Origin of the sequence: Arthrobacter sp. zg-Y40 (assembly GCF_020731535.1) — a bacterium.
In the GTDB taxonomy this organism is placed as follows: domain Bacteria; phylum Actinomycetota; class Actinomycetes; order Actinomycetales; family Micrococcaceae; genus Arthrobacter_B.
On the sequence record NZ_JAJFZS010000008.1, the window covers coordinates 585,057 to 607,852 of the forward strand.

The following is a 22,796-nucleotide window of genomic DNA, read 5'->3' on the forward strand; positions in this document are numbered from 1 at the left end:
TCGGGGGAAAGAAATTCAGCTCTGCTGCACTGGTTTGGTGCGCAGCAAGGTTAGGTGGTGGTCCATCCGGTCCCGCTTGGTCTGCAGATAGCGCTCGTTCTCCGCACGGATGGGTACCTCGGACGGAACCATGGCCTCAACATCCACGCCGAAACGGCGCATCCAGTCCTGCTTGGCGGGATTGTTGGTCAGCAGCCGGATCCGGTGCAGGCCCAACTGGAGCAGGATGTCGGCAGCGGCCTGGTAGTCGCGGGCGTCCACGGGCAGGCCGAGCTGCTCGTTGGCTTCCACTGTGTCAGCACCGGCTTCCTGGAGTGCGTACGCCCGCAGCTTGTTCGCCAGGCCGATCCCCCGGCCTTCCTGACCGCGGAGGTACACAATGGTTCCCCCGTGCAGGGCAATAAGCTCCATGGCCTGCTCCAACTGTTCCCCGCAGTCGCAGCGGTAGGAGCCGAACACATCGCCGGTGAGGCATTCCGAGTGCAGCCGCACCAGCGGAGCACCTTCGGCCAGCGGACCGGAATTTTCCGTCCCGGGCGCAGTCAGGGTCATATGTTCGACGCCGGTGCGTGTGTCGGTCCAGGCGGTGGCGGTGAAGTCCCCAAACGCGGTGGGCAGATGCACCCCGGGTCCGGGTACCACCGGCTGTTCGGCTGCTGCTTCGCTCATGAGTCCTCCCCCATCCGTGCGTGCAGGTACTGCACCAGGTCCTCGATGGAGATCAGCGGAATACCGTGGGCATCCGCAAAGTCCCGCAGCGCAGGCAGGCGCATCATTCCGCCGTCGTCGTGCACCAGTTCGGCAATCACGCCCACCGGAGTGCAGCCAGCCAGGCGGGCGAGTTCCACAGCGGCTTCGGTGTGGCCGCGCCGCTCCCGCACCCCGCCGTCGGCCGCACGCAGTGGAAACATGTGTCCGGGACGGTGCAGTTCGCCGGGAACCGAAACCGGGTTGGCCAGTACGCGGGCGGTCAGCGCCCGGTCCGACGCGCTGATCCCGGTACTGGTGCCCTCGGCCGCATCGCAGGAGACGGTATACGCGGTGCCTTTGGCGTCTTGGTTGACGTCCGTCATGGGCGGCAGCTCGAGCCGGTCCGCATAACTGCCGGGCAGCGGCACGCAGAGCACGCCGGAACTGTACCGGACGGTCCACCCCGTCAGTTCGGGGGTGGCGTGCTGGGCGGCAAAAACAATATCGCCCTCGTTCTCACGGTCGGCGTCGTCCACCACGACGACGGCGCGCCCGGCAGCGATCGCCTCCACCGCCTCCGTCACAGGGTTCAGGACAATGTCAGTGTCAGCGGCGCCCACTTAGCCCTCCTTCGCAGCATCGCCGGACGCAGCATCGCCGGACGCAGCGTCCCCCGATGCCGGCTCGGCGGCAGAATACGCTGGAGGCCGGGGATTGGCGAAGGCCAGCAGCCGCTCGGCGTATTTGGCCAGCACGTCCACTTCCAGGTTCACCCTGCTGCCCACGGACAGGGCACCCAATCCGGTTTCGGCCAGCGTGGTCGGAATCAGCCCTACCTCGAACCAGTGCTGTTCCGCGTTGGCGCCGCTGACGGCAGTAACGGTGAGGGACACCCCGTCTACGGCAAGGGAACCTTTCTCCGCGATGTACTTCGCGAGCCCGGCAGGCACCGCGAAGCGCAGCCGGTCCCAGCTGCCCAAGTGTTCCCGCTCGAGCAGCCGGCCCACACCGTCCACGTGCCCCTGCACCACGTGCCCGTCCAGCCGGCCGCCGGCGGGAACGCAGCGTTCCAGGTTCACCTTCGCGCCGGGTTCCAGATCACCAACGGTGGTGCGCTTCAGGGTTTCGCCCATCACGTCCACGCTGATCGCGCCGCCGCGGATTTCGGTGGCCGTGAGGCAGACGCCGTTGACGGCAATCGAGCCGCCCAATCCCAGCCCGGCACCCGTCTTGGGCGCGGTGATCACCAGGACCGCGCCGTCGCCGTCGGGATTCTGTGCCAGGGAAACCACGCTGCCCTGTTCAGCAACTATGCCGGTAAACATTTATGCGTCCTCCGATTCTTCGGAAATGGCCGTAGCAGGCTGCAGCCGGAGCCGGAGGTCCCTGCCAAGGTGCGCCACGGCACCGCCGGCAGCGGAGTCCCAGCGCCAGCGCGGCGCCCGGCCGAGGGTCTGCACACCGATGCCCTGCAGCGAATCCGTGCCCGCGCCCAGCAGCAGCGGTGCGGTGTAGACCACCAGTTCATCCACCAGCCCGGCACGCAGGAACGCGCTGGCCAGGATGGCGCCGCCTTCCACCAGCAGGTGCCGCACCCCGCGCCCGTACAGGTCCGCGGCTACCGCCGCGGGATCGTGCAGGGCCAGCTGGAGGAACCGCCCGTCGGTCCCGCGGACCGCCGCGTTTTCGGGGATCGGACGGCGGCCGACGACGACGCGCAGCGGCTGCCGCTGCGCGTCTGTGTCGTTTGCGGTGCCGTCCGGGATGCCGTCCGGGATGCGGGCAGTCAGCCGGGGGTTATCGGCCAGGACCGTGCCTGTGCCGGCCAGGACGGCGTCCACCCGGGAGCGCAGTGCGTGACCGTCTCGCCGGGCCTCCGGGCCGGTGATCCACTGGCTGGTGCCGTCCGCTGCGGCAATCCGCCCGTCCAGGCTTTGGGCGATCTTGACCGTGACGAACGGCCGGCGCTCCACCACAGCCGCAATCCAGCGCTCGTTCAACTCCGCGGCAGCACCGGCACCCAGTCCGGAGGCCACCTCGATACCGGCCGCGCGCAGGGCCTCCGCTCCCCCAGCCGCGGCATCACTGGTATCCGGTGCGGCGAACACCACCCGGCGCAGGCCGGCGTCGATGATTGCCTGAGAGCAGGGCCCCGTGCGGCCGGTGTGGTTGCAGGGTTCCAGGGTCACCACCATGGTGGCGCCGGTGACGTCTGCGCGTGCTGCGCGGGCGTTGGCCAGGGCATCGGCTTCGGCGTGCGGAGTTCCGGCCCCGCGGTGGTAACCGGTCGCCAGGGTGGCACCGTCGGCGTCGAGAATCACGGCCCCCACCAGTGGATTGGCGCCGCGGACGCCGCGCGCAGCCAGGTCCAAAGCTTCATCCATGGCGGCAACTTCGCCCGCAGTGAAGTCTTCGGGGCGCATGGTCAGCGTGTCCGGGGATCAGGCATCAGGACTTCCACCTGGGGCTTTTCGTTCTTTTTAGCCTTCCACCATACAAAGAAGCCGGCCAGGGTAAAGCCGCCGTAGAAGAGGTACATAAAGGCGGTGGCGTAGTAACCGGCGCTGAAGAGCAATGGCACACCCACAATGTCCACAGCCACCCAGATCAGCCAGAACTCCACCCAGCCCTTCGCCATGCCGTAAGTGGCCAGCAGTGAGCCGACGAAGGTCCAGGCATCGGCCCAGACCGGTTCGTAGGAGCCCAGGCGGGCGAAGACCGGAGTGAGGGCCACGGTGCCGAGCAACATGATGACCACCAGCCCGATCCGCTCCCGGCCGGAGGCCCACTGCGGGGTCACGGCGGCGTCGCCGTTGGTTTTGCTCTGCTGCCAGCGCCGCCAGCCATAGATCGAGACAGCAACGAACATGATCTGCCGGCCGGCCTGGCCCAGCAGCGTGGCGGTGTCGGCGTCGCCGAAGATGGAGCCCAGGAACACTGTCAGCAGGAGCAAGTTGCCTACGATGCCCACGGGCCAGGCCCAGACCTTGCGCCGCATGCCGCCGAGGGCGCTGAGCAGTCCGAAAATGTTGCCGAGAAGTTCTCGCACCAGCAGCGAGCTTGAGCCCACCGGTATCTGTGCGTCAAAGAGCCACCGCAGAAAATCCATGTCGTCCTTTATCCCTAAGCTGCTGCTCCGGGGGGGGTACGACAGGCGTACGGCAGTGGGTGCATCGCCGGCAGGGCAACCCGAATGTGGCCAAAATCCGCGCCGGACCCGCTCAGCGGGACCCGGAACGGACCCTTGCGCGGGGATCCCGAAACGGGTCCCCTTTCAGGGTCGGCAAAGCCGGCGGAACAACAAACTGCACGTGCTTCTCCCATCCAGACTTTAACTGTCGGTATCGGAATTTCACCGATTCAACCGAACCGCTTCCCCGAGAAACTCGGTTCAGCAGTGCGGGTCGCGGACTATAACCGCCGGTTCGGAATTACACCGACCCCGGAGCACGTTTTGTTAGGAACTATTCTTGCACAGCTGCTTCGGCCGAAGCGCGCAGTTTACGGATAGCGTCAGCAGGATCACCTGATCCGTAGACGGCGGACCCGGCCACAAAGACATTCGCACCGGCCTCGGCGGCCCGCTCGATGGTTTCCGCAGAGATTCCCCCGTCCACCTGGATGGCCAGCGGCAGGCCGGACCCGCGCACCGCGTCAGCGGCACGGCGGATCTTGGGCAGGGTGACGTCCAAGAACTTCTGCCCGCCGAAGCCCGGCTCCACCGTCATGATCAGCAGCATGTCCAGTTCGGGCAGCATGTCCAGGTACGGTTCCACCGGGGTGGCCGGGCGCAGCGCCATCCCGGCCTTGGCACCGCGGTCCCGCAGGTCGCGTGCCAGCTTGATGGGCGCCGTCGAGGCCTCCACATGGAACGTGACCGAGGCCAGGCCCGCCTCCGCATACAGCGGTGCCCAGCGGTCGACGTCGGAAATCATCAGGTGAGCATCCAGCGGCAGCTTGGACACCTGCTGGATCCGCTCCACCACGGGCAGACCGATGGTCAGGTTCGGTACGAAGTGGTTGTCCATCACATCCACGTGGACGGCGTCGGCAGCGCTGATCCGCTCCAGCTCGGCTTCAAGATTGACGAAATCGGCCGAGAGGATGCTCGGGTTGATGCAGCACTTGCTCACGTGTGTCTCCCTGGCTAGGACTGGTTGGATCTTGCGGCGGCTGGCTAGATCTTGCGGCGGATGAGCGCCAGGAACATGGCGTCGGTCGCGTGGATGTGCGGCCACAGCTGGGCGGTGGACTCATGTCCGGCCTCCAGCGCACCGGGCAGGCTGACCGCATCCAGGGCGGCACCGGCGTCGAGCAGTTCGAGGTCGTTGCGCTTGCGCATCACGTCGGAGACGACGGCGGTGGTTTCGGCCGGGTGCGGGGAGCAGGTCACGTAGGCCACCACACCGCCGGGCTTCACGGCGTCGACGGCGGTGGTCAGCAGTTCGCGCTGCAGGATGCCCAGTTCGCCGACGTCGCCGGGCTGGCGGCGCCAGCGCGACTCGGGCCGGCGGCGCAGGGCGCCCAGTCCGGTGCAGGGAGCGTCTACCAGGATCCGGTCAAAGGTTTCGGGGTAGTCCTCGGCAATGGTGCGGCCGTCCCCGGTGCGTACGTTCCAGGTCTCCCCCGGTACGGCTTCCAGGGCTTGCCGAACCAGCTGGGCACGGTGCGGGGCCGGTTCGTTGGCCAGCAGGACGGCGCCCTGTTCGTGGGCCAGGGCCGCTAGCATCGCGGCTTTGCCGCCGGGGCCGGCACACATGTCCAGCCACTTCTCCACGCCGTCCTCATCGATGGAGGAACCGTCGAGTTTCAGTTCGGCCAGGGCCCGGGCCACCAGCTGGGAGCCGGCGTCCTGCACCCGCGTGGTGCCGGCGCGCACAGAGTCCAGGCGCCCGACGTCGCCGGCGGAGAAGAGCGCGGAATCCTTTACGAGTTCCCCGTCCACGGCGCCGGCTTTCCGGGCTTCGTCCAGATCTCCGAGGCCGGGCAGGGCCACCAGGTTCACTACGGGCGCGTCGTTGTCGGCACGCAGCAGGTCAGTGATTTCGTCCACGCTGCGCCCGTGCGCCACCAGGGACTGGCGCAGGGCGCGGACAATCCATTCCGGGTGGCTGTGTTCAATGGCGGAGCGCTTCACGGCGTCCGGTTCACCTTCGGTGAGCAGCTGGACCCAGTCCTCCATGCTGCGGGCCGAAACCTTGCGCAGCACGGCATTGATCAGGGCGGAAGGTCCGGCGCCGATGACGGCGCGGGCCAGGCCCACGGTCTGGTCCAGGGCAGCATGGGCCGGCACCCGCATCGCGAGCAGCTGGTGGACGCCGATCCGCAGGGCATCAAGCACTGCGGGATCCAGGCGTTCCAGCGGCCGGTCCACGCACTTGGCCAGGATGGCGTCGTAGGTGCCCTGGCCGCGCAGCGCGCCGTAGGCCAGCTCAGTGGCGAACCCGGCGTCGCGCTTGTCCAGGCGGTGCTTGCGGATGCTCTTGGGCAGCACCAGGTTGGCATAGGCGTCCTCACCGGAAACCGCGCGAAGCACCTCGAAGGCCACCAGCCGGGCGGGATCGGCAGCACGGGTGCGCTGGCCGGGTGCTGCGGCGGTGCGGGTCTTCACGGCGGCGCGGCGGCGTTCGTGGCCCTTTTCGTTACGGGAATTCTGGGAGGTCATTCGAAGACCACGTCCTCACGGTTGGCGAGGCCGCGGGCCCAGTCGGCCCCCGGCATCATTTTCTTGCCCGCAGGCTGTACCCGCAGCAGTTCCAGGGCGTGCGATCCGGTGCCCACCAGGGCGGCAGCGCTGCCGCCGCCGCTGAATCGGACCTGGCCGGGGAGCAGGTCGGTGACGTCGGGGCGCAGGGCTGCGGCGCCGATCTTGAACCGGGCGCCGTCCCAGCCGGTCCAGGCGCCGGGTTCGGGGGTGACGCCGTTGATCCTTCGGCGGATAGCCAGGGCGGGCTGCTGCCAGTCCACGCGGGCATCATCGATGGTCAGCTTGGGAGCCAGGGTGATGTCACCCTGCTGCGGGACGGCGACGGCGGCACCGGCGTCCACGGCGCTGAGGGTCTGGGCCAGGAGCACCGCACCGGAGTGCGAGAGCCGTTCCAGCAGGTCTCCGCTGGTGTCCTCCGGCCGGACGGTTTCGGTCATGGTGCCGTACACCGGGCCGGTGTCCAGACCGGTTTCCAGCAGGAAGGTGGAGGCACCGGTGACATCGTCTCCGGCAATCACGGCGTGCTGCACGGGAGCGGCTCCGCGCCAGGCCGGCAGCAAGGAAAAGTGCAGGTTGATCCAGCCGTGCCGCGGCACGGTCAGGGCCCGGGCCGGAACCAGGGCGCCGTAAGCAACAATGGCTGCGACGTCGGGCTCCAGGGCGGCGATGGCGGCAATGGCTTCATCGTCCACCTTGGATGCGCGGATCACCGGCAGGCCCAGCTCCTGGGCACGGGCGGCCACCGGCGACGGGGTCAGGACTTTCTTGCGGCCCAGCGGTGCGTCGGGCCGGGTCAGGACGCCAACGACGTCGAACCCCGCCTCTACGAGGGCATCCAGGGACGGCACGGCCACCGACGGGGTGCCGGCGAAAAGAACTCGAAGCGCCACGCGGACTAGGCCCCTGCCTTGGCGCCGGACCCGAAGGACCCGCCGCCAAAGGAGCCAGCACCAACCGAACCCCCGCCGAAGGAGGACCCGACGCTCTGCGCACGCTCGCTGACGGTGCGTGCGGCCACGGCGTCGTATTCACGCTGGCGGATGGCACGCAGTGCTTCCTTGCGGTCCTCGCCCTCGAGCCGGTCAATGTACAGGGAGCCGTTCAGATGATCGGTTTCGTGCTGGAAGCAGCGGGCAAGCAACCCTTCGCCCTCGATGCTGATCGGGTTGCCGTGCAGGTCTACTCCGGTGACGCGGGCCCAGCGGAAGCGCGGTGCCCGGTAGCCGAGGCCGGGAATGGACAGGCAACCCTCCAGCTGCTCTTCCTGCCGGTCTTCGCTCAGTTCCAGGACGGGATTGACCACGTGGCCCGACTGACCGTCCACACGGTAGGTGAAAACCCGCAGGCTGACTCCCACCTGCGGCGCGGCCAGGCCGGCGCCGTCGACGTCCTCCATGGTTTCCTCCATGTCCGCTACCAGCTTGGCCAGTTCCGGGCCAAAATCGGTGACGTCTTCGGCCCGGGTCCGAAGGACCGGGTCGCCGAGGGTGCGGATAGTGAGGATGGCCATCGGGTGTTCGTTCCTTACTGTTGCTGCTTGGGATCGAATCCAGTCTAGTTGGCTCCGCCGCCCGCCGGGACGGCCGAGGGCTGGATGGGGGCCTCCGGTGCCGGAGCAGCGTGCGCACCAACCGGCGGCGGCGGCACGGGAAGCAGCGCCCGGCCCGCCCCGATGGCATCCATGCTGGTCTGCCAGACCCGCCGCAGGGCGCAGAACTTGAACCAGTGCTGCGGCAGTACTGCGGGGTTGGCGCGCATGGGCCGCACCTCGGTCTGCCCCACGGCGACGCCGAGCAGCAGCGGTTCCTGTCCGTAAGCCCAGGGCTCCCAGATGCCGGCGCCGGCGTCGACCAGGGATTCCTGCGCCTTCATGCCTGCCACCAGCTGCATCACCACCTTGTCATCCAGCGGCTTCACCTGGCCGTCCCGGTCCGTCTTTTTGGTTTTGTAGTCGATCAGGCACAGCCGTCCGCCGATCCGCGCCACCAGGTCCAGGGTCCCGGCGTAACCAACCTCGGCGTTCCAGACGGTGATCTCGGGAGCGATGGGCTGGACCTCGTAGAGTTTCCACCACTCATCGAACCGGTCCGCGAACTGGTGCTCGCCGCGCGAGGCCAGGTCTTCCCTGGCACGTTCCAACTCATGCGCGCGGTCCAGGGCCCGAAGGGCAACCTGCTCGGCGTAGAAGTGCACGCGTGTGCCCCGCTCGGCCGCGGCGTCGCGGTAGCGCTCAGAGGCGGAGGAAGCGTCCTTGACCACGCCGCGCAGCGCGGAAGGGTTCCCCAGGGCGGCACTGAGCTTGGGATCCTTGACGACGGCGGAGGCCGCCATGTAACTGTGCCAGCCGTCCAGGGAGGTGGAGCCCTGGGCGATCACCGTAGTAATAGAGGGCACCGTGGGCGGCTCCGAGAGCGACCGCGAGTACATCCGTCCGTATTCGGTAGCGTGTGCCAATGCTGGTTCAGTCATGTTTCCAGTCTGCCACCCGGCGGTGACACTCCGGGCGCAGGACTGCCGGGACGGACCGTGTGTCCGGGCCGCCTCCTGCAGCCGGCCTTTACCGTGTGCCCCCGGCCCGAACGCGGTTGATCACTGCGTCCACCCGGCTGCGATTCTCCGCCCTGGTGCCGGCCAATGCGAACGGAGGGCCGTCGTCGGTGGTCCCCCACGGTACGAGGACATCGAAATCGAGCTCACGGACCAGTGCCAGGCTGTCGAGGTAGGCCTGCCGCAGCGAGGGGTCCAGGACCACGGCCTTCCATTCGCCGTGCTCAATCCAGAGGAAATCTCCGGTGAACAGGAACCGACCGTTGCCGCTGTCCCATAAATAGCTGGCGGTGCCGGCTGTGTGGCCCGGTGTCGGAATCACTTCCAGGTCGCCGTCGATCATTTGCCGGTCCTCGAACACGCCAGCTACCTCCATGGCGGAAGCCACCTCGGCCCGGTCTCGGGAGTGCACATATACCGGCACATCCAGCCCCGGAGCGCCGTACATGGCTTCATGGGCGTGATTGATCAGCAGCCGGACTGCACCGCCCAGCTCCTCAATGGCTTGATGCGCGCTGCCGATCCCGGGCGAGTTGTAGATGATCACGTTGCCCGCGGGCCGTTGGAGGACATAGGAACGCAGCAGCACATTGTCCTGATAGGGCAGGCGGGCAGTTGGCGTGGCCAGCAGCCCCTTCAGGAGATTTTCCAGCTGGCTGGTCTCCGGCTGCGGCATCGGCTGCGGCATCGCGCCCCTTCGTCCCGGTGGTGTCCAGTGGTCCAGGTTTCTGTTCCGACTGCACAGCATGCGCCTGCCGGACGGGCTATGGAAGCGCCCAGACACAAAAAGGCCGCCACCTTCCCGTAAGGAAAGTGACGGCCTGTGCTGGTGGGCGATACTGGGTTCGAACCAGTGACCTCTTCGGTGTGAACGAAGCGCGCTACCACTGCGCCAATCGCCCAGCTTTTGCTGTTCTTTTTCTACTTCTTGTCTGTTTCTTGTTCTGTTGCCTGCCGGTGTGCCCGTAAGCACTCCAACGAGTAAAGAGCCTAGCCCAGATCCGGCGGGAGTCCAAACCGTCTCCGGAACCGCACCGCAACCAGTGCCGATTGGACGAACCCGCAAACGTCCTATAGAGTTTTTCTTCGTTGGAAAGCGGGGGTTCGCCGCGGAAAGCGCAAGCGTTCCGAGGCAAATAACCCCTAACTTCTTCAATGCGGACGTAGCTCAGCTGGCTAGAGCACCACCTTGCCAAGGTGGATGTCGCGGGTTCGAATCCCGTCGTCCGCTCGCAAGTCACTGTACAAGCCGCTCCTGGTTCTCCCGGAGGCGGACAGCCAAAGCTTCACGCGGCGGTTACGGTGGGGTGGCCGAGAGGCGAGGCAGCGGCCTGCAAAGCCGTATACGCGGGTTCGAATCCCGTCCCCACCTCCACAGTGGATTGCAGCAAAACCCATTTATGGGCGCGATTGGCGCAGCGGTAGCGCGCTTCCCTGACACGGAAGAGGTCACTGGTTCGATCCCAGTATCGCGCACGACAGTACTGTTTTCAGTGCTTTCTTGCGGACGTAGCTCAGCTGGCTAGAGCACCACCTTGCCAAGGTGGATGTCGCGGGTTCGAATCCCGTCGTCCGCTCTCCCTGCTGCCTTTGGTTTTCCAGGAGTAATCCTGAACGGGCCGGGCAGCCGGGCGCGATTGGCGCAGCGGTAGCGCGCTTCCCTGACACGGAAGAGGTCACTGGTTCGATCCCAGTATCGCGCACGGACAGTTTCGACTGTCTACATTTGCGGACGTAGCTCAGCTGGCTAGAGCACCACCTTGCCAAGGTGGATGTCGCGGGTTCGAATCCCGTCGTCCGCTCTCCCCCGGTTTTCAGGCCGGAAAAGAAGGAACAGGTTTTCGCCTGTTCCTTCTTTCGTTTAAGCGCTTCCGAGGGGTGCCAATCCCTGCGCTGTGTCCGCACTGCTGTGCCTTGTGTACAGCAGATGCGGTGCCGGCCTCATCTCCCGTACAGCAGACGCCCCCTGAAGCAGCATTTGCCCGCATCAGCTGTACACAAGGCATACCGTCTGAGCCGGCCTGTCGACCCTGCCGATCCCCCTCCCCCGCCGTGAGTCCACCCCCCGCTAGGCGCCGCGGATGAAAATTGCGCCCACAAAAGAAACCCTTGGCCCCTTCAGCGCCACGGCCTACCATGGAGGGGAACGGGAAACGAGCGGGTTTCCCCTGTGAAAGGAGGTGATCCGTGTCTGTATTTGACGAGCTCAAGGGCAGGGCCGGAGAGCTGAAGGGTAAGGCCGCCGGATTTGTGGGCGAGAACGCCGACAAGATCAAGGGCGGAATCGATCAGGCCGGCAACTTCGTGGACCAGAAGACGGGCCACAAGTACTCCAGCAAGATTGATGGCCTCCAGAGCAAGGTTTCCGAAGCGGTTGATAAGACCAACCGCGGCAAGGAGCCGGGAACCGGCAACGGTCCCGGACAAACCCCTCCGGTCCAGTAAGTCTTACGAGCACGACAAGAAGCGCCGGTCCCGCCGCGAGGCGGCACCGGCGCTTCCGCGTTTAATTGCTGGGAATCTTGCTAGGAATCCTCGCCGGTCTGACCTTCCCGGGCCAGTGCGGTCAGGCGGGAGACTGCACGGAAATACTTCTTCATGTACCCGCCGGCCATCATTTCCTTCGTGAACAGCTGGTCAAACGGCACGCCGCTGGCCAGGATCGGCACGTCCTTGTCATACAACCGGTCCGCGAGGACCACGAAGCGCAGCGCCACCGACTGCTCGGTGATGGTCTGTACGTTCCGCCAGACGACGGCGTCGACACCGTCGATCAGCTGCCGGTAGCGGCTGGGGTGGACGCTGGACAGGTGCGCGATCAGCTCGGAGAAGTCATCGGCTGCCACGGTCTTGCCGCTGAACTCGGACTCCATCCGCTGCTCCAGCTCGGCGTCGTCCAGCGGCGCCGGGGACTCGGGCAGGCCGCGGTGGCGGTAGTCCTCACCGTCGATGCGGACTACATCGAACTGGTCGGCCAGGACCTGGATTTCGCGTTGGAAGTCGACGGCGGCAAAGCGTCCCTCCCCCAGCGAGCCCGGCAGGGTGTTGGACGTGGCTGCGAGCTTGACGCCGGCGTCGGCCAGTTCCCGCATCAGCCGGGACATGAGCACGGTGTCTCCCGGATCATCGAGCTCGAACTCGTCAATGCAGACCAGCTTGTAGGTGCTCAGGGCGTCCACCGTTTTGCGGAAGGACAGTGCGCCTACCAGGTTGGTGTATTCCACGAACGTGCCGAAGGCCTTGGGGCCCTCCACCGCATGCCACAGCGAGGCGAGGAGGTGGGTCTTGCCGACGCCGAATCCGCCGTCGAGGTAGAACCCGGCCTTGGTCTCGGGCTTTTTGCCGCCGAAGAACTTCCGGAAACCGCTGGGCTCGGGGGTGTCGACGTCGGCGGCAAAGGAGCGCATGGCGTCCACGGCTTTTGCCTGTGATGGCTGCGACGGATCGGGGCGGTAGGAATCAAAGGACACGCTGCCGAACCGCGGTGAGGGGAAGAATCCCTGCAGCAGTTCGTTTACGGATACCTGGGGAGTCCGTTCTGTCAGGTGCTCCAGTTGTGCCACTGCGTGCTGTCCGTCCGTTTCGTGCCCGGCCGGCAAGGTCTGCCGGTTCTGATGCTCTTTGGGTGGCGGCATTTCGCCGCCCTGCAAACGATACGCCAACGCGCCCGTGAATGAGATTTGCACGGCCTGCCGTGCGAAGCCCGATGCCTTGGGCTCTTTATTGCGTGATCGCCTTCGAATACGATTCCGCCGTGGAATCTTCGCCAAAGAAGTACGAAGCCGATCCCTCACGGGCGCCGCGAACGGATGATCCGGTCGTGGAGTGGTTATTGCAAGGCGATCCGGCCATCCGGTGGCAGGTGTTACGCGACCTTCTCGACGCCTCCCAGGATGAGGTGGACGCTGAACGGGCGCGGGTGGAGCACGCAGGGTGGGGCGCCGGGCTGCTCGCAAGGCGTGCCCCTGACGGACGGTGGGCGGACGGGGCCTGCTTCCCGGATACCGCGGCGTTCGCCGAGAGTACGGCGCGGGCCCTGGCCGGCGGGGAACCACCGCCGCCGTTCCCTGCCGCCTTTGCGGAACCGACGCCGGGCGCACAACCGGGCGTGCAACCGGGCGGAGAGCCGGAGCAACCGTGGACCGCTACCTACCCGGTGCTGCTGGACCTGTGCCATCTGGGCGTACCACCGGACAGCGCGGTGATGCAGGAGACAGCGCAGCTGGTCGCCGACAACTGCAGGTGGGAATACGACGGATTGCCGTTCTTCGCCGGGGAAGTCGACTGCTGCATCAATGCCGGCACTATCCTGATCGGCATCTACTTGGGCGTCGACGTCGAGCCGGTGGTGCAGCGGCTCCTTGCGGACCAGATGCCCGACGGCGGCTGGAACTGCTGGGCCGAGACACGTCCGGCACCAGGATCCTTTTCCAGCACCCTTGATGTGGTGGACGCTTTACTGCGGTGGGAGCGGCACACCGGTGGATCCGACGAGGTCCACCGGGCACGCCATGACGGCGAGGAGTACCTGCTTCAACGCTCCCTGTTCCGGTCCTTGCGCACCGGCGAGGTGGTGGACCCGCGATGGCTTCAGTTCTCCTATCCTCCTCGCGGGCACTATGACCTGCTCAAGGCGGCGAGCTACTTCGCCCTGCGCGGCGGACCAGCCGATCCGCGGCTGGCTGAAGCGATCGACCATATCCGTGCGAAACGCCAGCCGGATGGACGGTGGCTGTTGGAGAATACCCACCCCGGCGCAGTCCACTTTCGTTTCGAAGGACCGGATGGCACGCCAAGCCGGTGGAACACCCTGAGAGCCTTGCGGGTTCTGCGCTGGTACGACGCAGCTAGTTAGAGAACGGAATCCGTCGAAGGGCGTCAACGACCTGCAGGACTGCCACCCGCTGGAGTGCTTCAGGCCGGCAGAGGATATCCACGCGCCGTGCCAGCGGCAGGTCGTGGATCGGTTTGAGGACAATCCCGCTGCCTGGCGGCGGGGCTGCGGTGTGGCGCGGCATCAGCGAGACGGCAGAACCGGCGGAGACAATCGCTGCCGCAATGAAAAACTCGTTGATCCGGTGCGTGATATTAAGGGGTTGCCCGGCGTGAACAGCAAGTGCCTGCAGGGCAGACGTCAGCGGAAAGCCGTCCTGGACTGACACCCATTCTTCAGTGATGAGGTCGGCGACGCTGACGCTTGGCTCAATGGCGAGAGGGTGTGTCTCTGACATTGCGACGTCGAGGGGCTCCCGAACCAGCGGCAGGACGGTGATGGATTCGGGCCATGGCGGGCTGTGCTCAAGGCGGTGGGCAATGACCACGTCGTAATCGGCGGCCAGGGCGGGAAAGTCTTCCTGGCCCACATCCCGGTCATGGCAGATTAGCCGCGGGCTATCCTCACCGGACAGCGCCTGAAGCAGGGGCCCGAAGTAGGTCAGGCCGGCGCTGTTGAAGGCGCACAGGTTCACCGTCGCGCGGGGGTCCTGGAGGTAATGGCTGACGGCCTGCTCGGCAGAACGCATGGCGACGCTGATATCAACGGCGGCCCGGGCCAGGGCCTGGCCGGCGCCGGTCAGGACAAGGTTCCGTCCCCGCCGCTCGGTCAGGGGAACCTCTGCCCGGCGCTGCAGCGCCGCCAATTGCTGCGACACGGCGGATGCGGAGACATGGAGCGCGCGGGCAACTGCGGCAAGGCTGCCTCGCTCACCCAATTCCCGAAGCAGCTGTAACTGATGCAGATCCATAAGGAAAACCTAAACCATCAGTTCATCAAATGCCCTCTCGTCTTATCTTTCCATTCCCATAAGACTGGTCAGGTGACCTTCCCCTCCCCGCGTCCCGCCCGGCGAATCCAGCCCGCCCGGCGAATCCGGACTGAACCGCGACGCCTGTTGTTTTCGCTACTTTCTGCGCGCAGGGTGGATCTCCTACTCCTGATGGTCGCTGTCGTGTGGGGCAGCAGTTATCTTGCCGCCAAAACCCTCACCGAGACAGTCGGCGTCACCGTCATCCTTTCCCTGCGCTTCCTGATCACCACGCTGGCCCTGGCACTCATCTGGCTGGTCGGGAACCGCCGTCGGCCCGGTCGCCGCGAGACGCTCGTCGGCGTGGTCCTGGGCCTGACACAGGCCGCGGTACTTCTCCTGGAAACCCAGGGTATTTCCGGCACCAGCGCCACAAACGCCGGGTTGATCATCAGTCTCGTCATTGTGTTTACCCCCGTCACGGAGAGCATTGCCTTCCACGTGCCGCTGCCGCGCATGGTCTTCGTGGCGGGGGTTGTTGCGGTGGTGGGAGTGTGCCTGCTTGTCTCTGGTGACGGATTCGCTGCTCCGACCCTTGGGGATCTGCTCGTGCTGGCCGCAGCCGTCGTACGGTCCATCCACGTCACCGCCGTCTCCGGCCTCACCCGGGGACGCGGTCACAGCGCACTGAATCTGACCCTGATGCAAAGTGCGGTCTGCGCCGTCGTATATAGCGCAGCCGACCACCAAGGTGTGCTTCACGCGGTGCACAGTTTCGATGCAGGCGAATGGATGGGCGTGCTCTACCTTGGACTGGCGTGCAGCGTGTTCGCTTTCCTCGTCCAAACCTGGGCCATTCAACAGACCTCGGCGTCGCGGGCCAGCCTCCTGATGGGAACCGAACCTGTCTGGGCCGTCCTCATCGGAATTACCATAGGCCGGGAAGCCCTTCCGCTGCCGGGCATCGCCGGTGCCGCACTCATCATCACCGGCACGTACCTGGGGCTGAGGTCCGAGACACGCCACCGCGCAGCGACGTCTCCAGCGAAACTCGACGCCGTCGGGACGCCGTGATCGCACTTCAACGGTTCGTCTTTAGCCGGTACCCGAGCACTGCAGCTGCTGCCAAAAGTGCAGTACCTAACCGACTGAGCCCTTCTTCCCACCAGCTATCGGTCTGGACGCCTGCGGCGAGGCCGACAGTCAACGTCAATACTCCGACCAGAACCATCACGATCAGCAAACGTCTGGCTTTCCGCCGTCCCGCCGCCGTCAACGGCTTCGGCGCAGTCTGCTCCTTGGAGTCCTCTCGCTCAAAGAGCAGAAACAACACGGAAGCAAAGAGGACTGCGAACATCGTCTGCAGCAGGAAAGGCCATTCTTCATCACCAGTCGTCGAGAACTGGACGGCGAGTACTATCAGCATGCCTGCAACTGAAATGGCCAGTGAAGCAACAAGTATGAGTCGCTTGCGGTCCCGCGCGAAAACGATCGGTTGACCTTTCGACCGGCCTCTTATGACCCATGCCCCACCGATGGCCGTGGCGCAGCCCCACGCAAAGAAGATCCAGGAAGTGACGGCTTCGCCGCCGGTCCCCTGGATCGCCCGGCTGAAGCTTGCATACACGCATATCAGGCTCAGCCCCAGCGTCAGGCTGCCGCACAGGATCCGTAACGGCGCTTCGCCGGGCTTCCTGCCGGTACGGACCGAACCATGTGTCATCGCAGCCTCCGCGGTCGCAGTAGTTCACCTTGCAGTGCATACTACTCACCGCCTGCTTCTAGCTGCCTCCGTGCCTGGAGCTGCGCACAGTGCTACTGCTTGGCCGGTTGGGGCTCGGCTCACGGCCTAGGGTATTGGCGCGGCGACCGATCGGGAACCATAGGCTCGGGCCGGCGAACGGGAAGGCAAGCACCGCGAGCACCCACACTGCCCGTGCCCCGGCGGTGAGGTGGGATGCAAGCATTACCGTCCCCCTTTTTTCGGGCCGGAGCGACTCTCGAGGCACACCTGCGGCCGGCCAGGCAGAATCGGAACGTTGGGTCGGCCAGACAGGGCCGGAACGTTGCCCTCCGTCATGTCTGGACGCCGGCCGAAACGCAGCCAATACTCGACACATGACCCGTCGGCGCACCGCGAGCCCAAATGCGGACAGCCCGCGCATCCGCGCTGAACGGACCCTGATAGGCCTGGAGTTCGGCACAGCCGCTGCTGCCCTCGGCGGCGGAATCCTGCTGGCCGTCCGGCCCGACGGCGCGTTCCTCCACGCGGATCCGCATGTGCTGCGGCGGACCCCGTTTACGGACTGGCGGCTGCCCGGCCTGCTCCTGGCCGCCGGGTGCGGCGGCGGATACCTGGCCACCGGGATCCTCCAGCTGCGCCGCCACCGGTCAGCCCGGCCGCTGGGAGTGGCGGCCGGCCTCAGCCTGATCGGATTGGAAGCCTGGGAAACCGCCTACGTCGAGTTCCAGCCGCTGGAGGCCGTGTTCGCCGTCGTCGGCGCTGCCGTTGCAGTGCTGGCGCTGCGCGTCCCCACCGGCCGTCCGGCACTGCGCCTCCCGACCGGGACGTCCCCGGGTTAGACGGGCATTGGAAGTTTTCGCCTCCCGGCGTCGTTAGGCTTAGAAGGAGCCAATATTCAAAAGCCTAGGAAAGAAGTTTTGCGTATGTCGATCGCCGCTGACAGCAACCCCAAGTTCGCCGCCTACGCCCACCCGGAGCGGTTGGTGTCGACGGACTGGTTGGCGGAACACCTGGACAAGCCGGATAACCTGGTGGTCCTGGAATCCAACGAGGACATCCTCCTCTACGAAACGGGCCATATCCCCGGCGCCCGCAAGATCGACTGGCACACCGACCTCAACGACGCCGACACCCGGGACTTCGTGGACGGCGAGGCCTTCGCGCAGCTCATGTCCCGCAAGGGCATCACCCGCGACTCCACCGTGGTCCTCTACGGCGACAAGAGCAACTGGTGGGCCGCCTACGCCCTATGGGTCTTTACCCTGTTCGGCCACGAGGATGTCCGCCTGCTCGACGGCGGCCGGGACAAGTGGGTTGCCGAAGGCCGCCCCATGACCACGGACAAGGTTTCCGTGCAGCCCACCGACTACCCCGTGGTGGAGCGCCGCGACGAACAGATCCGCGCGTTCCTGCCCGACGTCGTCGGCCACCTGGGCAAGGGACCGCTGATCGACGTGCGCTCCCCCGCCGAATACACCGGTGAACGCACGCACATGCCCGACTACATGGATGAGGGCGCCATGAAGGGCGGGCATATTCCCACCGCGAAGTCCGTGCCGTGGGGCAAGGCCGCCGCCGAAGACGGCACGTTCCGCAGCCGCGACGAGCTCGAGGCCCTCTACAAGGACGGGGCGGGCCTGCAGGAGGGCGACGACGTCGTGGCCTACTGCCGCATAGGCGAACGTTCCAGCCACACCTGGTTTGTCCTGAAGCACCTGCTCGGTTTCGAGTCCGTACGCAACTACGACGGGTCCTGGACCGAGTGGGGCAACGCCGTGCGCGTGCCGATTGCCCGCGGTGAAGAACCCGGCAACGCACCCCGCTGATTTCCACCGCATAAAGAGAGATTTCCCCATGACCGCAACACCCGAAACCGCCATCCCGGACTCCTTGGCCGAAATCGTCGACGACTTCCAGGCAATGGAGGAAGCCGAGCGGCTGGAACTGCTGCTGGAATTCTCCCGCAGCCTGCCCGAGCTGCCCGCGGAAATCGCCGACCGGCCCGAACTGATGGAGCAGGTAGTGGAATGCCAGTCGCCGGTGTTCCTCAGCCTGGATGTGGACGACTCCCCCGAACACCTGGTGTCCCTGTTCTTCAAGGCGCCGCCGGAAGCACCCACCACCCGCGGGTTCGCCAGCGTCCTGTACGAAGGCCTGAACGGACTGCCGGCAGCGCAGATCCTGGCCGTGCCGGCCGATGTTCCGGACCGGCTGGGGCTCACCCGGGCCATCACCCCGCTGCGCATGCGCGGGATGTCCGCCATGCTGGGACGTATCAAGCGCCGGCTCGCTGAACACGAAAAGCTGAACCAGGCGTAGGTTTCACCGGCACAGCAGTTTCACCGGCACAGCAGGAGGGCAGCACCATGGCGGGCAACCGGGACAAGAACGCGGGCCGGAGCGCGACCCCGGCCACGCGTCTGCTGGACCACGGCAAGGTTCCGTACACCGTGCGTCATTACGAGCACGACGCCGGTGCTCCCTCCTATGGGCTGGAAGCGGCGGAGAAGCTGCAGCTGCCGCCGGAATCCGTGTACAAAACCCTGATGGTGGATCTGGGCGGACACCTGGCCGTGGCCATGGTGCCGGTGGCGCTGAACCTGGACCTGAAGAAATTCGCCGCGCTGATGGGTGCCCGCAAAGCCGTGATGGCGGATCGCCACGAGGCGGAGAAGCGCACCGGCTACGTGGTGGGCGGGATATCCCCGCTGGGCCAGAAGCACGCCTCTCCCGCCGGCATCGACTCGCGCGTCGAGCTGCTGGACACCGTGTATGTGTCCGGCGGCCGGCGCGGCCTGCAGATCGGCCTCTCCCCGTTTGACCTGATCCGGCTCACGCACGCCGTCTCGGCCCCCATCGCGGCCGCCCCGGCCTGAGGGCCGCCTGTCTCGGGCTGCGGCCGGTGCCTAGCCCTTCCGCAGATGGTGCAGGGCGTAGCCGTAACTGAGCCGGGACCGCTGCGGATCGGCTTCCAGCCACGCGTCGGCGGTACCGTTCGGGAACTCCATCCGCACGACGTCGGCCAGCTCTTCCGGGCGGTCGAAGGTCCAGCTGCTCATCACCCGCGTGGTTGATGCACCGTGTTCCGCCCACCAGGACGCGATGTAGTCGCCCTCGCCCTGGCCGGCTGCCGCGTTGGCCGCCTCGAGCAGGTCCGCGAACTCGCCGTCGTCCTGGTCATTGTCGATGACCACCAGGGACCCGCCGGGCCGCAGCACCCGCAGGACCTCCGCCAGCCCAGCCGAGCAGTCATTCTGAGGCGACGGAAAAAAGTACGCAAACCGGGCATGGACTAAGTCCACCGAACTGTCCGGAAGCGGGATGTGCTCCGCCGAACCATGCAGCACTGAGGCGCCGCCGGCCCGTGCCCGTGCCGCTGCCAGCAGCTCCGGATCGGGTTCGACGCCGATCACCGAGGCCGCCTGTTCCGCATACCGGGGCAGCCAGAACCCGGTGCCGCAGCCCAGGTCAAGGATGATGCGGCCCGCCCAAGGCGCGAGACGGGACAGGGCCGCCCATACATACTTCTCCCGGTCCAGGGCACGGTTCTCGATTTCGTACAGGTCCGGATGCAGGCCCTGGTTCCAAGCCCGGAAAAAGTCGGCAGGCATTCCGGCCCGGTCATGATTCAGCATTGGTTACTCTTCGGCATTGGCTCCCCCATTGGTGCTGCTTTTCCACCGAAGATACAGGCCCGACGCCGGGTGCCCGGCTATTGATGACCGTCCGGCAGGTCCCGCATTGCGCGCAGCGGTGACAGGACCAGCGGCAGGAACGCGAGGCACGCGAGGACCCCGGCAATCCAAAGGGCCGGCCGCGCTCCGTAGACCTGGCCCAAAACCCCGCCCAGAACCGCTCCTACAGGCTGGGTTCCCCACACCAGGAACCGCATGGTGGCATTCATCCGGCCGAGCAGCCGGTCGGGAGTCAGCCGCTGGCGGAAACTGACCTGTGCAATGTTGTAGACAACGGTGCCGCAGCTTGCGACCCCTAGGCCCGCTGCTCCGAGCCAGACCGTCCAGCCTTGGCTGGCTGCGGGCCACAGCAGCGCGAAAGGCGCCGTTGCCGCTACCGACATCCAGATGGAGCGGCCTTCGCCGAGCCATGCGGTCACACGCTTCGCGGCCAGCGCACCCAGCAGGCCGCCCACACCCAGCAGCGAGAACACGATTCCCATTTGCCCCGAGCCCAGCCCCAAATCGCGGGGCAGGAAAAAGATCAGCATCGCCATGTAGGCGGAAAAGGCCAAGTTGAACAGGCCGCTGGATCCGGCGACGGCGCGCAGCAGCGGGTTGCCCAGGACAAAACGAAGGCCCTCCGCGATGTCGGCACCGAGCTTGGAACCGGGATCCCGCACCGGCCGGGCCTGCGGCTTCCGGATCCGGAAAACGAAGAGCGCTGACAGCCCCATGGCCAGGGCATCCAAGGCCACGGCGAAGGGGGCGGTAAGCCATGCGATGAGCTGCCCGGCCGCAGCGGGGCCGCCCAGCTGGGCGACGGATCGCACGGTCTCCAAGCTGGCATTGCCTTCCACCAGCCTGCTGCGGCCAATCAGCTGCGGAAGGTAGCTCTGGTACGCCACGTCGAAGAACACGCTGAAGATTCCGGTCACCAGGGCCACGGCGTAGAGCTGCCAGATGGACAGCGCCCCCAGCCACCAGGCCAGCGGAATGGTCAGCAGGACCACAGAACGGATGACGTCGGAAGAGACCAGGACGTGCCGGTAGCGCAGCCGGTCCACCCAAACCCCGGCGGGCAGTCCGACCAGCAGGAAAGCCACGGTGCTCACGGCAGCAAGCACGCCTGCCTCCAGTTCGCTGGCGTCCAATGACAGGACGGCTACCAGCGGAAGTGCCAGGCCGGAGATCTCCTGCCCGAATCTGCTCAGCGCCGTGGAGTAGAAGAGGTTGCGGAAGTCGTGCTCCCGCAGGATCCCCCGGCCGCCCTTGCCTGCGGGGCTACTCTCCGTGACCTCTGCTGCGCTCTTCTCCGTCGTCGCACTCTTCTCCGTCACCGCACTCTTCTCCGTCACCGCACTCTTCTCCGTCGCGGCACTCTTCTCCGTCGTCATGCGATTGACTTTGTGCAATCGATTGAGTTTTGTCAATAGCCCTCTGATATTCTGCCCGCATGACGAAAGAGAGCCGCCAGGCCCCGCGGCGGCCGGCCAGCGAGGAAGAAGCCAAGGCCCTCGCCTCCGCAATACGGTTCCGGATCCTCCGGCTGTGCCTCAAGGAGCAGCTGACCAACAAGGAAATCGCCACCCGGCTGGGGGCCAATCCCGCAACGGTGCTCTACCACGTCCGCAAGCTCGTCTCCGCGGGTTTCCTCGAGGCGCAAGAGGGCCGGTCCGGGCCCAGCGGAGCCTATGAAGTTCCCTATCTGGCCACGGAAAAGTCCTGGAAACTGGAGTTGGACGGGCATGATCTCGATGTTCGCGGCGCAGTAGTCGGTGCCTTCGTCGATGAAATGGGGCAGGTCCCGGCGTCGGCGGAGGTCATGATTTCCCGGCTGGGGGTCCGCCTCACCAAGGCGGGGCATGACCGGTTCGTGGACCGGGTAATGGGCATCCTGGAGGAGCTCAAGGCGGAGGAAGCCGAAGCCGAAGAGGAAGCGGACAGCACCAGGTATTCCATCTTCCTGGCCGTGCATCCCGAGAACAGGGCTCCCGCCGCAGAGGAGTAACCGTGGTGGCCGGCAGCGCCGTCGTCGCGCTTTCCTCCGCGCGAGGCCGCGCCGGACGCCGCCTGACGGACCGCACTGGCGCTAATGGTCTTTTCCATTGTTGAATACACGGATGCCTACCGCTGAGATACGCCGCGCCACCGAAACCGACATGCCGGCCCTCGGTGCAGTGCATGTCGCTGCATGGCAGTGGGCGTACCGCGGTTTGATGCCGGACACCGTGCTGGACGCGATGGATGCCGGCCGCAGGGCCGAAGGCTGGACACGGCTGGTCCGGGAAGGAACCGTCCCGCAGCCGCACGTGGCCGTGATCGGCCCGGAAATGGTCGGGTTTTCCCACGCAGGCACCAGCCGCGACCACGACGCCGGCCCGCAAACCGGAGAGGTCACCTCCCTGTATCTGCGCGCACACGACGTGGGCACCGGATTAGGGCGCCGTCTCTGGGAGGCAGCACTGGATCAGCTGCGCGGCAGCCAGCACACGGAGGTCAGCGTGTGGGTGCTGGAGACAAACGTCCGCGGCCGGCGCTTCTATGAACGGATGGGGCTGGTCCCGGACGGCGCCGCCAGAACCGAAGTCCTCAACGGATCGCCGCTAGCTGAGGTGCGCTACCGCGCACCGCTGGCGGGAACAACGCACTAAGCCGGCTGCCCCGGGGCCCGGGCCGCCGGGGCTCGG

At 66.3% G+C, this 22,796-nt stretch carries 25 protein-coding genes, 7 tRNA genes and 1 riboswitch; of the genes, 15 read left to right on the forward strand and 17 right to left on the reverse strand.

Annotated elements, in window-relative coordinates; all coding sequences use genetic code 11:
- Window positions 1–15: 15 nt before the first annotated feature.
- From ribA to LJ754_RS10185, 12 genes are all read right to left on the reverse strand, one after another.
- Complete coding sequence (gene ribA / locus LJ754_RS10130) at window positions 16–669, reverse strand: GTP cyclohydrolase II (protein ID WP_227926470.1); 654 nt, start codon at window positions 667–669, stop codon at window positions 16–18.
- On the reverse strand, window positions 666–1,310 hold the full coding sequence (gene ribB, locus LJ754_RS10135; RefSeq protein ID WP_227926471.1) for a 3,4-dihydroxy-2-butanone-4-phosphate synthase: 645 nt from the start codon (window positions 1,308–1,310) through the stop codon (window positions 666–668). Before ribB ends, ribA begins: the two co-directional genes overlap by 4 nt.
- A complete protein-coding gene (locus LJ754_RS10140; protein WP_227926472.1) occupies window positions 1,311–2,015 on the reverse strand; it encodes a riboflavin synthase in 705 nt (234 codons plus the stop codon).
- Window positions 2,016–3,113 (reverse strand): bifunctional diaminohydroxyphosphoribosylaminopyrimidine deaminase/5-amino-6-(5-phosphoribosylamino)uracil reductase RibD, encoded by a 1,098-nt coding sequence (ribD, locus tag LJ754_RS10145; RefSeq protein ID WP_227926473.1) that lies wholly within the window; start codon window positions 3,111–3,113, stop codon window positions 2,016–2,018.
- A 2-nt stretch (window positions 3,114–3,115) separates the two neighbouring features.
- Window positions 3,116–3,799 carry a nicotinamide riboside transporter PnuC gene (gene pnuC, locus LJ754_RS10150; protein WP_227911059.1) on the reverse strand — a complete coding sequence of 228 codons (684 nt, stop codon included), beginning with the start codon at window positions 3,797–3,799 and terminating at the stop codon, window positions 3,116–3,118.
- 199 nt (window positions 3,800–3,998) lie between these two features.
- A riboswitch (FMN riboswitch) is annotated at window positions 3,999–4,144 on the reverse strand.
- A 10-nt stretch (window positions 4,145–4,154) separates the two neighbouring features.
- Complete coding sequence (rpe, locus tag LJ754_RS10155; protein ID WP_227926474.1) at window positions 4,155–4,823, reverse strand: ribulose-phosphate 3-epimerase; 669 nt, start codon at window positions 4,821–4,823, stop codon at window positions 4,155–4,157.
- A gap of 44 nt (window positions 4,824–4,867) precedes the next feature.
- The gene (locus LJ754_RS10160) at window positions 4,868–6,355 is read right to left on the reverse strand and encodes an RsmB/NOP family class I SAM-dependent RNA methyltransferase (RefSeq protein ID WP_227926475.1); all 1,488 of its coding nucleotides are present in this window, start codon (window positions 6,353–6,355) and stop codon (window positions 4,868–4,870) included.
- On the reverse strand, window positions 6,352–7,287 hold the full coding sequence (gene fmt / locus LJ754_RS10165; RefSeq protein ID WP_227911054.1) for a methionyl-tRNA formyltransferase: 936 nt from the start codon (window positions 7,285–7,287) through the stop codon (window positions 6,352–6,354). The genes LJ754_RS10160 and fmt overlap by 4 nt, the downstream gene beginning before the upstream one ends.
- A 5-nt stretch (window positions 7,288–7,292) precedes the next feature.
- Entirely contained in the window at window positions 7,293–7,907 is a 615-nt protein-coding gene (def, locus tag LJ754_RS10170) for a peptide deformylase (protein ID WP_227926476.1), read from the reverse strand.
- Window positions 7,908–7,951: 44 nt separating this feature from the next.
- Entirely contained in the window at window positions 7,952–8,866 is a 915-nt protein-coding gene (locus LJ754_RS10175; RefSeq protein ID WP_227926477.1) for a PD-(D/E)XK nuclease family protein, read from the reverse strand.
- A gap of 88 nt (window positions 8,867–8,954) precedes the next feature.
- Complete coding sequence (locus tag LJ754_RS10180; protein ID WP_227926478.1) at window positions 8,955–9,632, reverse strand: MBL fold metallo-hydrolase; 678 nt, start codon at window positions 9,630–9,632, stop codon at window positions 8,955–8,957.
- Window positions 9,633–9,771: 139 nt separating this feature from the next.
- Window positions 9,772–9,846: transfer RNA gene (locus tag LJ754_RS10185), tRNA-Val, on the reverse strand.
- Between the two features lie 255 nt (window positions 9,847–10,101).
- Between LJ754_RS10185 and LJ754_RS10190 the strand changes: the two genes are divergently transcribed.
- The 7 genes from LJ754_RS10190 to LJ754_RS10220 all read left to right on the forward strand — a co-directional run bounded on the left by LJ754_RS10190 (window position 10,102) and on the right by LJ754_RS10220 (window position 11,389).
- Window positions 10,102–10,175: transfer RNA gene (locus tag LJ754_RS10190), tRNA-Gly, on the forward strand.
- A 70-nt stretch (window positions 10,176–10,245) separates the two neighbouring features.
- Window positions 10,246–10,319 (forward strand) — tRNA-Cys (locus tag LJ754_RS10195).
- A 29-nt stretch (window positions 10,320–10,348) separates the two neighbouring features.
- Window positions 10,349–10,420, forward strand: a tRNA-Val gene (locus LJ754_RS10200).
- A gap of 27 nt (window positions 10,421–10,447) precedes the next feature.
- A tRNA-Gly gene (locus LJ754_RS10205) sits at window positions 10,448–10,521 on the forward strand.
- Window positions 10,522–10,575: 54 nt separating this feature from the next.
- A tRNA-Val gene (locus LJ754_RS10210) sits at window positions 10,576–10,647 on the forward strand.
- A gap of 25 nt (window positions 10,648–10,672) precedes the next feature.
- Window positions 10,673–10,746, forward strand: a tRNA-Gly gene (locus LJ754_RS10215).
- Window positions 10,747–11,131: 385 nt separating this feature from the next.
- Window positions 11,132–11,389 carry an antitoxin gene (locus tag LJ754_RS10220; protein WP_227911046.1) on the forward strand — a complete coding sequence of 86 codons (258 nt, stop codon included), beginning with the start codon at window positions 11,132–11,134 and terminating at the stop codon, window positions 11,387–11,389.
- 80 nt (window positions 11,390–11,469) lie between these two features.
- Here the strand turns inward: LJ754_RS10220 and zapE are convergent, their stop codons facing one another.
- Complete coding sequence (zapE, locus tag LJ754_RS10225) at window positions 11,470–12,507, reverse strand: cell division protein ZapE (protein WP_227926601.1); 1,038 nt, start codon at window positions 12,505–12,507, stop codon at window positions 11,470–11,472.
- Window positions 12,508–12,698: 191 nt separating this feature from the next.
- Between zapE and LJ754_RS10230 the strand changes: the two genes are divergently transcribed.
- Complete coding sequence (locus LJ754_RS10230; protein ID WP_227926479.1) at window positions 12,699–13,799, forward strand: hypothetical protein; 1,101 nt, start codon at window positions 12,699–12,701, stop codon at window positions 13,797–13,799.
- Here the strand turns inward: LJ754_RS10230 and LJ754_RS10235 are convergent.
- Window positions 13,792–14,688, reverse strand: coding sequence for a LysR family transcriptional regulator (locus tag LJ754_RS10235; protein WP_227926480.1), 897 nt, complete (start codon window positions 14,686–14,688; stop codon window positions 13,792–13,794). The two genes, LJ754_RS10230 and LJ754_RS10235, sit on opposite strands and share 8 nt — an antisense overlap.
- A gap of 174 nt (window positions 14,689–14,862) precedes the next feature.
- Here LJ754_RS10235 and LJ754_RS10240 point away from each other — a divergent pair, with 174 nt between their 5' ends.
- The gene (locus tag LJ754_RS10240) at window positions 14,863–15,762 is read left to right on the forward strand and encodes a DMT family transporter (RefSeq protein WP_227926481.1); all 900 of its coding nucleotides are present in this window, start codon (window positions 14,863–14,865) and stop codon (window positions 15,760–15,762) included.
- 7 nt (window positions 15,763–15,769) lie between these two features.
- Here the strand turns inward: LJ754_RS10240 and LJ754_RS10245 are convergent, their stop codons facing one another.
- Window positions 15,770–16,411: a hypothetical protein gene (locus LJ754_RS10245; protein ID WP_227911038.1), complete on the reverse strand. Its 642-nt coding sequence runs from the start codon at window positions 16,409–16,411 to the stop codon at window positions 15,770–15,772.
- A gap of 395 nt (window positions 16,412–16,806) precedes the next feature.
- On the opposite strand from LJ754_RS10245, the gene LJ754_RS10250 reads away from it, so the two are divergent.
- The 4 genes from LJ754_RS10250 (at window position 16,807) to ybaK (ending at window position 19,308) form a co-directional block, all read left to right on the forward strand.
- Window positions 16,807–17,271 carry a hypothetical protein gene (locus tag LJ754_RS10250; protein WP_227926482.1) on the forward strand — a complete coding sequence of 155 codons (465 nt, stop codon included), beginning with the start codon at window positions 16,807–16,809 and terminating at the stop codon, window positions 17,269–17,271.
- A gap of 84 nt (window positions 17,272–17,355) precedes the next feature.
- Window positions 17,356–18,258 carry a sulfurtransferase gene (locus LJ754_RS10255; protein WP_227926483.1) on the forward strand — a complete coding sequence of 301 codons (903 nt, stop codon included), beginning with the start codon at window positions 17,356–17,358 and terminating at the stop codon, window positions 18,256–18,258.
- A 28-nt stretch (window positions 18,259–18,286) separates the two neighbouring features.
- On the forward strand, window positions 18,287–18,751 hold the full coding sequence (locus tag LJ754_RS10260) for a SufE family protein (protein WP_227911034.1): 465 nt from the start codon (window positions 18,287–18,289) through the stop codon (window positions 18,749–18,751).
- 47 nt (window positions 18,752–18,798) lie between these two features.
- Window positions 18,799–19,308: a Cys-tRNA(Pro) deacylase gene (ybaK, locus tag LJ754_RS10265; RefSeq protein ID WP_227911033.1), complete on the forward strand. Its 510-nt coding sequence runs from the start codon at window positions 18,799–18,801 to the stop codon at window positions 19,306–19,308.
- Between the two features lie 30 nt (window positions 19,309–19,338).
- On the opposite strand, the gene LJ754_RS10270 is transcribed toward ybaK, so the two are convergent.
- Entirely contained in the window at window positions 19,339–20,067 is a 729-nt protein-coding gene (locus LJ754_RS10270) for a class I SAM-dependent methyltransferase (protein WP_227926484.1), read from the reverse strand.
- Window positions 20,068–20,144: 77 nt separating this feature from the next.
- Window positions 20,145–21,503: an MFS transporter gene (locus LJ754_RS10275; protein WP_227926485.1), complete on the reverse strand. Its 1,359-nt coding sequence runs from the start codon at window positions 21,501–21,503 to the stop codon at window positions 20,145–20,147.
- A 59-nt stretch (window positions 21,504–21,562) separates the two neighbouring features.
- Here LJ754_RS10275 and LJ754_RS10280 point away from each other — a divergent pair, with 59 nt between their 5' ends.
- Window positions 21,563–22,117 (forward strand): ArsR/SmtB family transcription factor, encoded by a 555-nt coding sequence (locus LJ754_RS10280; protein WP_227926486.1) that lies wholly within the window; start codon window positions 21,563–21,565, stop codon window positions 22,115–22,117.
- 112 nt (window positions 22,118–22,229) lie between these two features.
- A complete protein-coding gene (locus LJ754_RS10285; protein ID WP_227926487.1) occupies window positions 22,230–22,760 on the forward strand; it encodes a GNAT family N-acetyltransferase in 531 nt (176 codons plus the stop codon).
- Window positions 22,761–22,796 lie beyond the last annotated feature (36 nt).

Excerpts from the sequence above, each read along its gene's own strand:
- ribA (WP_227926470.1), bottom strand. The coding sequence starts at position 669 with ATGAGCGAAGCAGCAGCCGAACAGCCGGTGGTACCCGGACCCGGGGTG.
- LJ754_RS10140 (WP_227926472.1), bottom strand. The coding sequence starts at position 2,015 with ATGTTTACCGGCATAGTTGCTGAACAGGGCAGCGTGGTTTCCCTGGCA.
- ribD (WP_227926473.1), bottom strand. The coding sequence starts at position 3,113 with ATGCGCCCCGAAGACTTCACTGCGGGCGAAGTTGCCGCCATGGATGAA.
- pnuC (WP_227911059.1), bottom strand. The coding sequence starts at position 3,799 with ATGGATTTTCTGCGGTGGCTCTTTGACGCACAGATACCGGTGGGCTCA.
- LJ754_RS10160 (WP_227926475.1), bottom strand. The coding sequence starts at position 6,355 with ATGACCTCCCAGAATTCCCGTAACGAAAAGGGCCACGAACGCCGCCGC.
- def (WP_227926476.1), bottom strand. The coding sequence starts at position 7,907 with ATGGCCATCCTCACTATCCGCACCCTCGGCGACCCGGTCCTTCGGACC.
- LJ754_RS10175 (WP_227926477.1), bottom strand. The coding sequence starts at position 8,866 with ATGACTGAACCAGCATTGGCACACGCTACCGAATACGGACGGATGTAC.
- LJ754_RS10180 (WP_227926478.1), bottom strand. The coding sequence starts at position 9,632 with ATGCCGCAGCCGATGCCGCAGCCGGAGACCAGCCAGCTGGAAAATCTC.
- LJ754_RS10235 (WP_227926480.1), bottom strand. The coding sequence starts at position 14,688 with ATGGATCTGCATCAGTTACAGCTGCTTCGGGAATTGGGTGAGCGAGGC.
- LJ754_RS10245 (WP_227911038.1), bottom strand. The coding sequence starts at position 16,411 with ATGACACATGGTTCGGTCCGTACCGGCAGGAAGCCCGGCGAAGCGCCG.
- LJ754_RS10250 (WP_227926482.1), top strand. The coding sequence starts at position 16,807 with ATGACCCGTCGGCGCACCGCGAGCCCAAATGCGGACAGCCCGCGCATC.
- LJ754_RS10255 (WP_227926483.1), top strand. The coding sequence starts at position 17,356 with ATGTCGATCGCCGCTGACAGCAACCCCAAGTTCGCCGCCTACGCCCAC.
- LJ754_RS10260 (WP_227911034.1), top strand. The coding sequence starts at position 18,287 with ATGACCGCAACACCCGAAACCGCCATCCCGGACTCCTTGGCCGAAATC.
- ybaK (WP_227911033.1), top strand. The coding sequence starts at position 18,799 with ATGGCGGGCAACCGGGACAAGAACGCGGGCCGGAGCGCGACCCCGGCC.
- LJ754_RS10270 (WP_227926484.1), bottom strand. The coding sequence starts at position 20,067 with ATGCTGAATCATGACCGGGCCGGAATGCCTGCCGACTTTTTCCGGGCT.
- LJ754_RS10275 (WP_227926485.1), bottom strand. The coding sequence starts at position 21,503 with ATGACGACGGAGAAGAGTGCCGCGACGGAGAAGAGTGCGGTGACGGAG.
- LJ754_RS10280 (WP_227926486.1), top strand. The coding sequence starts at position 21,563 with ATGACGAAAGAGAGCCGCCAGGCCCCGCGGCGGCCGGCCAGCGAGGAA.
- LJ754_RS10285 (WP_227926487.1), top strand. The coding sequence starts at position 22,230 with ATGCCTACCGCTGAGATACGCCGCGCCACCGAAACCGACATGCCGGCC.